Here is an 8,147-nt window from a genome sequence, read left to right on the forward strand (position 1 = left end):
ATTTATAAATTATTGTATCTGCGCCGTAGGATTTAACTATTGCGCTGATTTTTGAACTGATTTCTGTTATTTTCTGTAATAATAAGAACTTTCATTTTTACTACTCAGTTCCAAGGTTTACAACATTGTAATCATAAATCTGCCATACACCTTCGCGCTGGCGCAGCTTGTAAGTGTAGCGCTTTTTCTCGCTGAAGTTCTGATATTTGAACCATTCAATAACACTTACATTTCCTTCAGTAGGTGAGTAAGTAGTTCTTTCAATCTGGAATTTTTCAGGAATTGCAACAATATCTGTATCAATTTTTGTCTGCATTAAATCAGCCTTGAAAGTAGTCAGGATTCGCTCTCTTTCTTCAGCAGAAGAGGAAATATATTTTTTATTGAGGTTTGAATTTCTTTTCAAAAGTGATTCAAGATCCATATAGAGGAAATACTGATCCCACAAAGATTTCTGGCGGGCAATAATTGTCTGTTCAACAACCTTATCAGGAGCGATATCAGCAGGGCGGAGAAGCTCTACAGATTTTTCTTTTACTGCAATAAAGTTTGATGCAGTTGCCTTAGGACTTGGTAAAATTTCAAGAGTAAGACGGTTAGACTTAAGAGAAAGGTATTTTGATTTATACAATTCAGGATAGAAAAGGAGTTCAAGATAGTAAATCGAACTTTCTGTAATATTAAGGTAGTCCTTTACGTTTTCTACAAAAGAGTATTCTTCACCCTGTTCAAGAGAAATCTCACGGAAGTAAACAGTCTGATTTGTTGTACGGCGCTCAATAAGGTTTACAGTCTGTTCCAGGCGGCTGTTTTTTACAGTGTAGGCATTAAAATCAATGCTGAACATTCTGTCATCTGCAAGCTTAAAGCGCAGGGTTTCTGTACCATTATTTTTAATTGAGATATGTACAAAAACAGGACTTTCTTCTGCAGGTCCAGGGTAATAAATGTTTTTATTATAATATTTTATGCTCACAGAAGCCTTGGAAAAATCTTGAGTCTCAGAAGGCGACTGGGCAAAAGTCTGTCCAAAAACAAAGAGAGTTGTTATAATTACAAAAAGTTTACGTAAAGACAAAATAGTTCTCCTTTTATAATTATATTATCGGTAGAAAAAAATGAAATCATTAACTATAAACGACCTTCTGCATAACTGGCAGCAGTTTCATAAGGCGGCAGAACAGATAACTTCCTCTTACGAAAATGAAAGCTTTCCACAGACGCTTACAGGCATTCACGGAAGCCTCTTTTCATATTTTATTCAGGAATTTTCCCGCCATAAACACGCAAAGACAATACAGGCTTTGCAATATTCAGCAAGCAGCAAAAAAAGTCCAAAATACAATTCCTTTTCTACTGATATTCTGATTGTTGTTCCTACCGAATTTGAAGCAAATAATCTTGCAGTTGATTTTAATTCCGTTTTTCCGGAAGCCGAAGTGCTTGTTTTTCCTGCCTGGGGAGTTTTACCTTACCGTCCTGCAGCGCCTGGTTCTGTTGTATTTGGAAAAAGGGCAGGCTTCTTATCAAAACTTGTTCAAAAAAATAAGCAGCTTACCATAAAAGAAAAGGCCCGCATTTTTATTGTCCCGGAAAGAAGCTTTTTATCTCCGCTTCCGCCGCCGGAATATCTCCGCTCCCTTAGTTTTAAGCTTGAAAAAGGTGCAAAGCTTGATACAGCAAAAATTGCAGATAAGCTTACAGGACTTGGCTACACAAGAGTCCCTAAGGTTACAGTACGAGGCGAATTCAGCCTTCGCGGTGAAGTTCTTGATATATTTCTTCCGGCAGAAGAAAACGCAGTCCGCATAATTTTTGATTTTGATGAAATTGAAAGCTTTAAGGATTTTGATGCAGACACTCAGTCGACCATTAAAAGCCGTGATGATGTCACAATTTATCCTATGAAGGAAGTTTTATGGACAGAAGAACTTGTCCAGACTCTTTCTAAAAACCTTGAAGAATATGAAGCAAAGGCTGTCATGCCTTTTACAGAGGAAGCTTCAAAGCAAAAGGAAAAGATTCTTTCTGAATTAAAAACCCTCCATGAAAGCGAAGGTGAAGAGTTCTTATATCAGCTTTTGTGGGAAAGGCCTTACAGCTTCCTTGATTATTTTGACGATACTGCCTTTGTATTTTTCTACGATTACGACCGCATGGATAATGCAAAGCTTCTTATTGACCGGGAATTCCATGCAAGTTACCGTAAAGCACATGAAAGTCTTCCTGTTTTACCACCGGAAAAAGTTCTTTTTGATTTTGAAAAACTCCTCGCTGACACAGATAATGCCATACTGCTGCGTACAGTGGCGACTGATAAGAAGGAAGATGCCTTAACCTCCGGAGCTGGCGAAGCCGGCGCATCATCATCAGTCATTAAAATTGAAAGCGAACCGGGACACTCTTATTTTGGCAATATAAACTACCTGAAAGATGAACTTCGCGAAATGCAGAAGGATGGCTGGTACATTTACATTTTTGCAGACAACGAAAACCAGTCGCTGCGATTAAAGGAGATTTTTAAGGAATTTATTGAAGGCGGAGAAGGGGGAGTGCCGCTTCATCCTCTGGAGCTTTATCCTAACGCGATTTCATCGGGCTTTATTGTGCCGGAAATTAAACTCCTTGTAATTCAGGAAAATGAGATTTTTGGCCGCAGAAAATATGTTCCGAAAACCGTAAATAAAGCAAAGTCTAAGCCGATTGATACCTTTGTTGAACTGCAGCCGGGAGATTATATTGTTCACGTAAACTGGGGAATCGGACTTTTCCACGGAATTGAGCGTGTAAAGGCAGCCGGCAACGAGCGTGATTACATTAAGCTTGAATATGCTGATAAAGAATATGCCTTTGTTCCAATCGAACAGGTAAATCTTGTTCAGCGCTATATCGGTAACGAAGGAGATCATCCGCGTCTTGACCGCATTGGAAGCAAGGCCTGGGAAAGCCGAAAAGCAAAGGCAAGGGCAGCGGTTGAAGAAATTGCCCAAAAGCTTATTGATTTGTATTCACGCCGTCAGGCGGCAGTTGGTTATGCCTTTCCAAAAGAAACTGAATGGCAGACAGCCTTTGAAGCAGCCTTTCCATACGAAGACACACCTGACCAGATTACGGTTACAGAAGACATCAAGGCTGATATGGAAAAGCCGGTTCCTATGGACCGCCTGATTTGCGGTGATGTAGGCTACGGAAAAACCGAAATTGCAATGCGAGCCGCATTTAAGGCTGTTATGGGCGGAAAACAGGTTGCCTTTCTGGCGCCGACAACAATTCTTGCAGAACAGCATTATGACAACTGCGTAGAGCGATTTAAGAACTTCCCGGTAAAAATTGAGCGTATGTCCCGTTTTGTAAGCGCCGCCGAGCAGAAAAAGACTTTGACAAGGCTTGCACTGGGCGAAGTTGATATACTTGTGGGAACCCACCGCATTATCCAGAAGGACGTAAAGTTCAAGAACTTGGGCCTTATGATTATTGATGAGGAGCAGAGATTCGGCGTAAAAGACAAGGAACGCCTTAAGGTGATGAAAAACAACATCGACTGCCTTACCATGTCTGCGACCCCGATTCCGCGCACCCTTCACATGAGTCTCTTGAAAATCCGTGATATGAGTCTTTTGACAACGCCGCCTCAGAACCGCCAGCCGATTGAAACAGTAATCGATGAATATACCGATGCCCGCGTTGCCCATGCAATCAGGCAGGAAATAGAGCGGGGCGGACAGATTTTCTATCTTCATAACCGCGTTGAAACTTTGATGGATGTACGCCATAAAATTGAACAGATTGTGCCGGAAGTTTTAGTTGACGTTGCTCACGGCCAGATGACAAGTACAGAACTGGATGATATTTTCCACCGCTTTAAGATGGGTGGTTTCCACGTTCTTATTGCAACAACCATAATCGAAAACGGAATTGATATTCCAAACGTAAATACAATCATCATTGACCGAGCCGATATGTACGGGGTAAGCCAGCTTTACCAGCTGAGGGGCCGGGTAGGGCGAAGCGACAGACAGGCCTATGCTTATCTTTTGTACCCGGAGCACAAGGCGCTTAGTGAAGTTGCAATGAAGCGGCTTCAGGTTATCAGTGACTTTACTGAGCTTGGAAGCGGCTTTAAGATTGCAATGAAGGATATGGAAATCCGCGGGGCTGGAAATCTTTTAGGTCGCGACCAGTCCGGGGAAGTTTATTCTGTCGGTTTTGATATGTATGTCCGTCTTTTGAATGACGCCGTCAACCGTCTTATGGCACAGAAAGATTATGATGCGGCTGAACATTCCGACGTTATTATGGAGCTGGAATATACAGGTTTTATTCCTGACACTTACATATTTAACCAGCAAATTAAAATGGAAATCTACAAAAAGATTTCTTCAGTTACAACTGATGCAGAATTTGATTCTGTACTCGGCGAGCTAAATGACCGTTTCGGTCCGATTCCAGAAGAAGTTTCCAGTCTGCTTGCCCTTGCTGAAATCAGGATTCTTTGTAAAAAGCTTAAAATCTCTTCTCTTCGTGAACGTCAGGGCGAAGTTAAAGTTGAATTCAAAAAAGTTTCAGATATTTCAATTGATAAGTTTATGAAGCTTTTGCAGAAAAATCCGGGAACCATAAGGCTGGATCCGCAGCTTCCTAACATGATTTTCCTTAAGCTTGGAAAAATCGGTCTTAAAGAAAAATCTGAGTTTATACGTGAAAAATTGAGTCAATTAGGATAATATGAGGTTATTATGAAAAAATTACTTTTACCACTGCTAGTTTCTCTAACTTTTGTATCTGCCCACGCAAAAGATCTTCCTCCAGAAGACATCCAGGCAGCCTTTGCTAATTCAGATCCTGATACAAGTATTTCTTCAGAAATTAAAGACAGTCTTTTACTTCCAAAGATTCTTTCAGATTATTCTTTACACACAGATCCAAGCCTTTTCCGTGAAAAGATTTTCTACCTTGATAACGATAAATCAATGTCTGAAATTTCCCAGATACTTCGTACAATTTCTTCAATGCAGGGCATTAAGTATTATTCAACAGGCAGCAAAAAATGGGAAACCTTATACGAAGTGGCTACTTTTATAGACAGTCCCGAAAGTAAAAATCCAGTAGGCGAGGAAGAGATAAAAGAAACCTTGTCATCAGACGGTAAAAAACTTTACTGTCTTTTAGAAGATCACTCCCTTGGAAGCTGCGTTTACGAGCTTTCATACTTTGAAAGAGACAATGAAATTGCAGTGAATTTTCATCTTGTAGAACCTATCAAACTTGGACCTGTTAAGGCTGTAAAAGCTGATAATCTGGTAATAAATCTTGTAGTACTAAAAGAAAAGGCTGATTCAGATAAACTCACTCTTTACTTAAATGTAAAAGCAAAATACGTAAAACTTGCCATGATTGAAAACCGCTTAAACAAATCCTTTGAACGCCGCATTGATTCAATGTACACCTGGTTCGAAAGCCAGATTAATGCAAAATAAGTAACTTATGATGAGTGGCCGGGGCATATAAAAAACAACCCAGGTTAATTACTATAATTCAGCTACTTTCTATAATGTAGGTTCTGTCTACCCCAAATGAAGATTATTTATAGGGTAAGCGTCAATTTTTAACCTCCTACGCGTCATTTTTCCAGGTACCCTCTTCATGAAATGCTGAAATTGAGATATTCCAGGGAAGTAATTTTTCATAATCTTTTTTAGTCTTACAGTTTACAGACTGGTCAAAAACGCATCTCAAATATTCATATGGATCTAGATGATAGTATTTCGCATTCTCAATAAGAGTAAATAAGAAGCATGAACTTTCAGCACCTTTTTCGCTTCCTGAAAAAAGCCAGTTCTTACGCCCAATTACAAATGGTTTGATTGACCGTTCTGCAATGGAGTTATCAACGAACAAATCCGGACAATCAAGATAGTTCAATAAATGCTGCCATGAAGATAAAGCGTAATTGATGGCTCTGCCAAACTTCAATGTGGGAGGTACTTTTGGTTCCATTTCCAAAAGCCACTTATGGAATTCGTCAAATATAGGCTTTATCAATTCCTTTCGTTTAGAGACTAATTCTTCAGGAGGAAGATTCATTTCAATAAGTTCTTCCTCTTTTTTATAAATGAGCTGAATGTATTTTACGGCTTTTCCGGCACCTGAAGATTTGCCGTTTAAAGAAGCGTCAAAGAATTTTCTTCTTACATGTGCAAGGCATGCTACATGAATGATTTTATCATCCGGATATAAAAGATTATGTTCTTTGAGTGCAGTTTCATATCCAGGATATTCATCTGTCTGGAGCCAGCCTTTAAATCCATTGATGAATGGTCTTATGAATTTTGCATTCCGGCTTTCGTAATATCTGTAAATTACTGCTTTTTTATTCTTTGGCCCTCCAATTCCAAGCCATATATATGATTTCTGACGATTTTCATTTTCAGTCTGGTTTTTATATTTGAGAACCCTGACCGTTGTTTCATCCATGTTCATAGTTGTGCCGGTTTTAATATGTTCCATAATCAAACTGTCTAAAGGTTTGAGTCTTTTATAAATTTGTTCCTGCCAGTTTGACATATCAGCCCTGGTAACTGTAATGCATCTGCGTTCAAAAGCCTTTTCCTGTCGGTAGAACGGCATGTGCTCGCAAAATTTATTTGTCATTACATAGGCTAAGAGTTCATTTGTTGCAATTGATTTAGGAATGAAATATTTTACAGCTGGAGCCTGACGGAATACTGGATTATCTTCATCACCGCTTCCTTCACAGTTTGGACATGCATATTTTGGATAAATATCTTCAATTGCATACATCTTTGCAGGAATAATTCTCAGGCGTTTTGTAGAGTTCTCCCCTACTTTCTTCAGTCTGCATCCACATGCACAGACTTTTTCTTCCTCGGGAATATCGTGATAAATCTGTTTTGTAGGAGTTGAATCATCAATTGCTTTTCTGCCGCATTTCCTGCGGATATATTCGCAGACTTTTATTTCCTTGTATGGTCCTTCACCGGCTACAGTTTCTGCAATTTCTGAGTCTGAAGGTATAAGATCTTCATCCTCAAAATCAAAAAGAAGCGGCTGTTTATCTGCTTTTTCTGAATGGGAACAGAATCTGTGTGTAAGCTGTGATGACAGTTCTTCCTGAAGTCGAAGGTTCTCTATTCGCAGCTCTTCCTTTTCTTTCTTTTCAGCTTCAAGTTCTTTGTTCTTTTGATTTATTAAGGAAATTTGGACATTTATTTTTTGCTCTTTCTCAGATATAACAGCATCTTTTTCTTTCAATTCCTGCTTCTGTTCAGCAATTTGCAGCTTTGCAGCAGCAAGCATTTTGAGAGCTTCTTCTAATGTTATTTCCCCTTCATTTCCCACATTTAAAGAGTAGCATTTTTAAAAAAATTTAAAAAGTGGTTTTAAAATTTTTTTTAATTTATTTCTGAAAAAAATAATTCATCATGTCCCTTAAAGAAATCAACACCTTTTAGAAGCATTTCTATCTGTTCAAGATTAAGCTGCCTTACCTGTTCCTGTGTATCAGGCCATGGCCAATGTCCTTTTTCCAGTTTTTTTTGTGCTACCCAGAATCCAGTTCTGTCCCACCAGATCATTTTAAGAATATTTCTTTTTCTGTTACAGAATAGAAATACTGCTCCGCTGAAAGGGTCATCCTTCATTATTGATTTTATGATTTCAAGCAGCTGATCCTTTGATGCAAGCATATTTGTAGTTCCTGGTCTGATAATTATTCTTGTATGTGAAAAATCTAATCTCATATACTTGCCGCCGTCTGAAGGATTTTAAAGAGATTTGTTTCGCAGGTTTCTATCGGGATGTCAATTTCGATTCCTCCGGCTCTTACTGTAATTAAATCTTTTCGATTCTTTGAAAGAGTTATTCCTTGTTTTGTTACTTTTGGAATATCAAGTTCTACAAAATCTGTCGTTGAAAAGACTTCGTTTTTCGCAGGTGCTGGATGCATCACTTCATCTATCCAGCTTTTTAATGCATCCGGCTGGATGCTGTGCATCTGACTGAAGGTTTCAATATCCATGTTTGAAACTGCAAACTCGTTGATGAGTTCTTCTTTTACTCTTTTGACTGGGAATATCATAAGAAAATCTCCTTGATCTTAAAAATCAAGAAGATTATAGGACATGCAA

General features: G+C 38.8%; 6 protein-coding genes. 2 read left to right on the plus strand and 4 right to left on the minus strand.

The window, feature by feature from the left end:
- Positions 1–100: 100 nt before the first annotated feature.
- A complete protein-coding gene (locus MSI_RS12410; protein ID WP_009107622.1) occupies positions 101–1,078 on the minus strand; it encodes a hypothetical protein in 978 nt (325 codons plus the stop codon).
- A gap of 40 nt (positions 1,079–1,118) precedes the next feature.
- Between MSI_RS12410 and mfd the strand changes: the two genes are divergently transcribed.
- Together mfd and MSI_RS12420 are read left to right on the plus strand one after the other, a co-directional pair.
- Positions 1,119–4,724: a transcription-repair coupling factor gene (mfd, locus tag MSI_RS12415; protein WP_009107624.1), complete on the plus strand. Its 3,606-nt coding sequence runs from the start codon at positions 1,119–1,121 to the stop codon at positions 4,722–4,724.
- A gap of 12 nt (positions 4,725–4,736) precedes the next feature.
- Entirely contained in the window at positions 4,737–5,477 is a 741-nt protein-coding gene (locus tag MSI_RS12420; RefSeq protein WP_009107626.1) for a DUF6675 family protein, read from the plus strand.
- 136 nt (positions 5,478–5,613) lie between these two features.
- Here MSI_RS12420 and MSI_RS12425 read toward each other — a convergent pair whose 3' ends face one another.
- From MSI_RS12425 to MSI_RS12435, 3 genes are read right to left on the minus strand one after another with little or no spacing between them, the layout of a single operon-like run.
- Positions 5,614–7,359, minus strand: a complete 1,746-nt coding sequence (locus MSI_RS12425; protein WP_009107628.1) for an IS66 family transposase — start codon at positions 7,357–7,359, stop codon at positions 5,614–5,616.
- A 53-nt stretch (positions 7,360–7,412) separates the two neighbouring features.
- Positions 7,413–7,760, minus strand: a complete 348-nt coding sequence (gene tnpB / locus MSI_RS12430; protein WP_081481397.1) for an IS66 family insertion sequence element accessory protein TnpB — start codon at positions 7,758–7,760, stop codon at positions 7,413–7,415.
- On the minus strand, positions 7,757–8,098 hold the full coding sequence (locus MSI_RS12435; protein ID WP_009107632.1) for a hypothetical protein: 342 nt from the start codon (positions 8,096–8,098) through the stop codon (positions 7,757–7,759). The genes tnpB and MSI_RS12435 overlap by 4 nt, the downstream gene beginning before the upstream one ends.
- Positions 8,099–8,147: the final 49 nt, after the last annotated feature.

Source organism: Treponema sp. JC4 (assembly GCF_000260795.1).
Taxonomy (GTDB): domain Bacteria; phylum Spirochaetota; class Spirochaetia; order Treponematales; family Treponemataceae; genus Treponema_D.

Bases quoted from the DNA above. Each gene is read 5' to 3' on its own strand.
- mfd (WP_009107624.1), top strand. From the start codon at position 1,119: ATGAAATCATTAACTATAAACGACCTTCTGCATAACTGGCAGCAGTTT.
- MSI_RS12420 (WP_009107626.1), top strand. From the start codon at position 4,737: ATGAAAAAATTACTTTTACCACTGCTAGTTTCTCTAACTTTTGTATCT.
- tnpB (WP_081481397.1), bottom strand. From the start codon at position 7,760: ATGAGATTAGATTTTTCACATACAAGAATAATTATCAGACCAGGAACT.
- MSI_RS12435 (WP_009107632.1), bottom strand. From the start codon at position 8,098: ATGATATTCCCAGTCAAAAGAGTAAAAGAAGAACTCATCAACGAGTTT.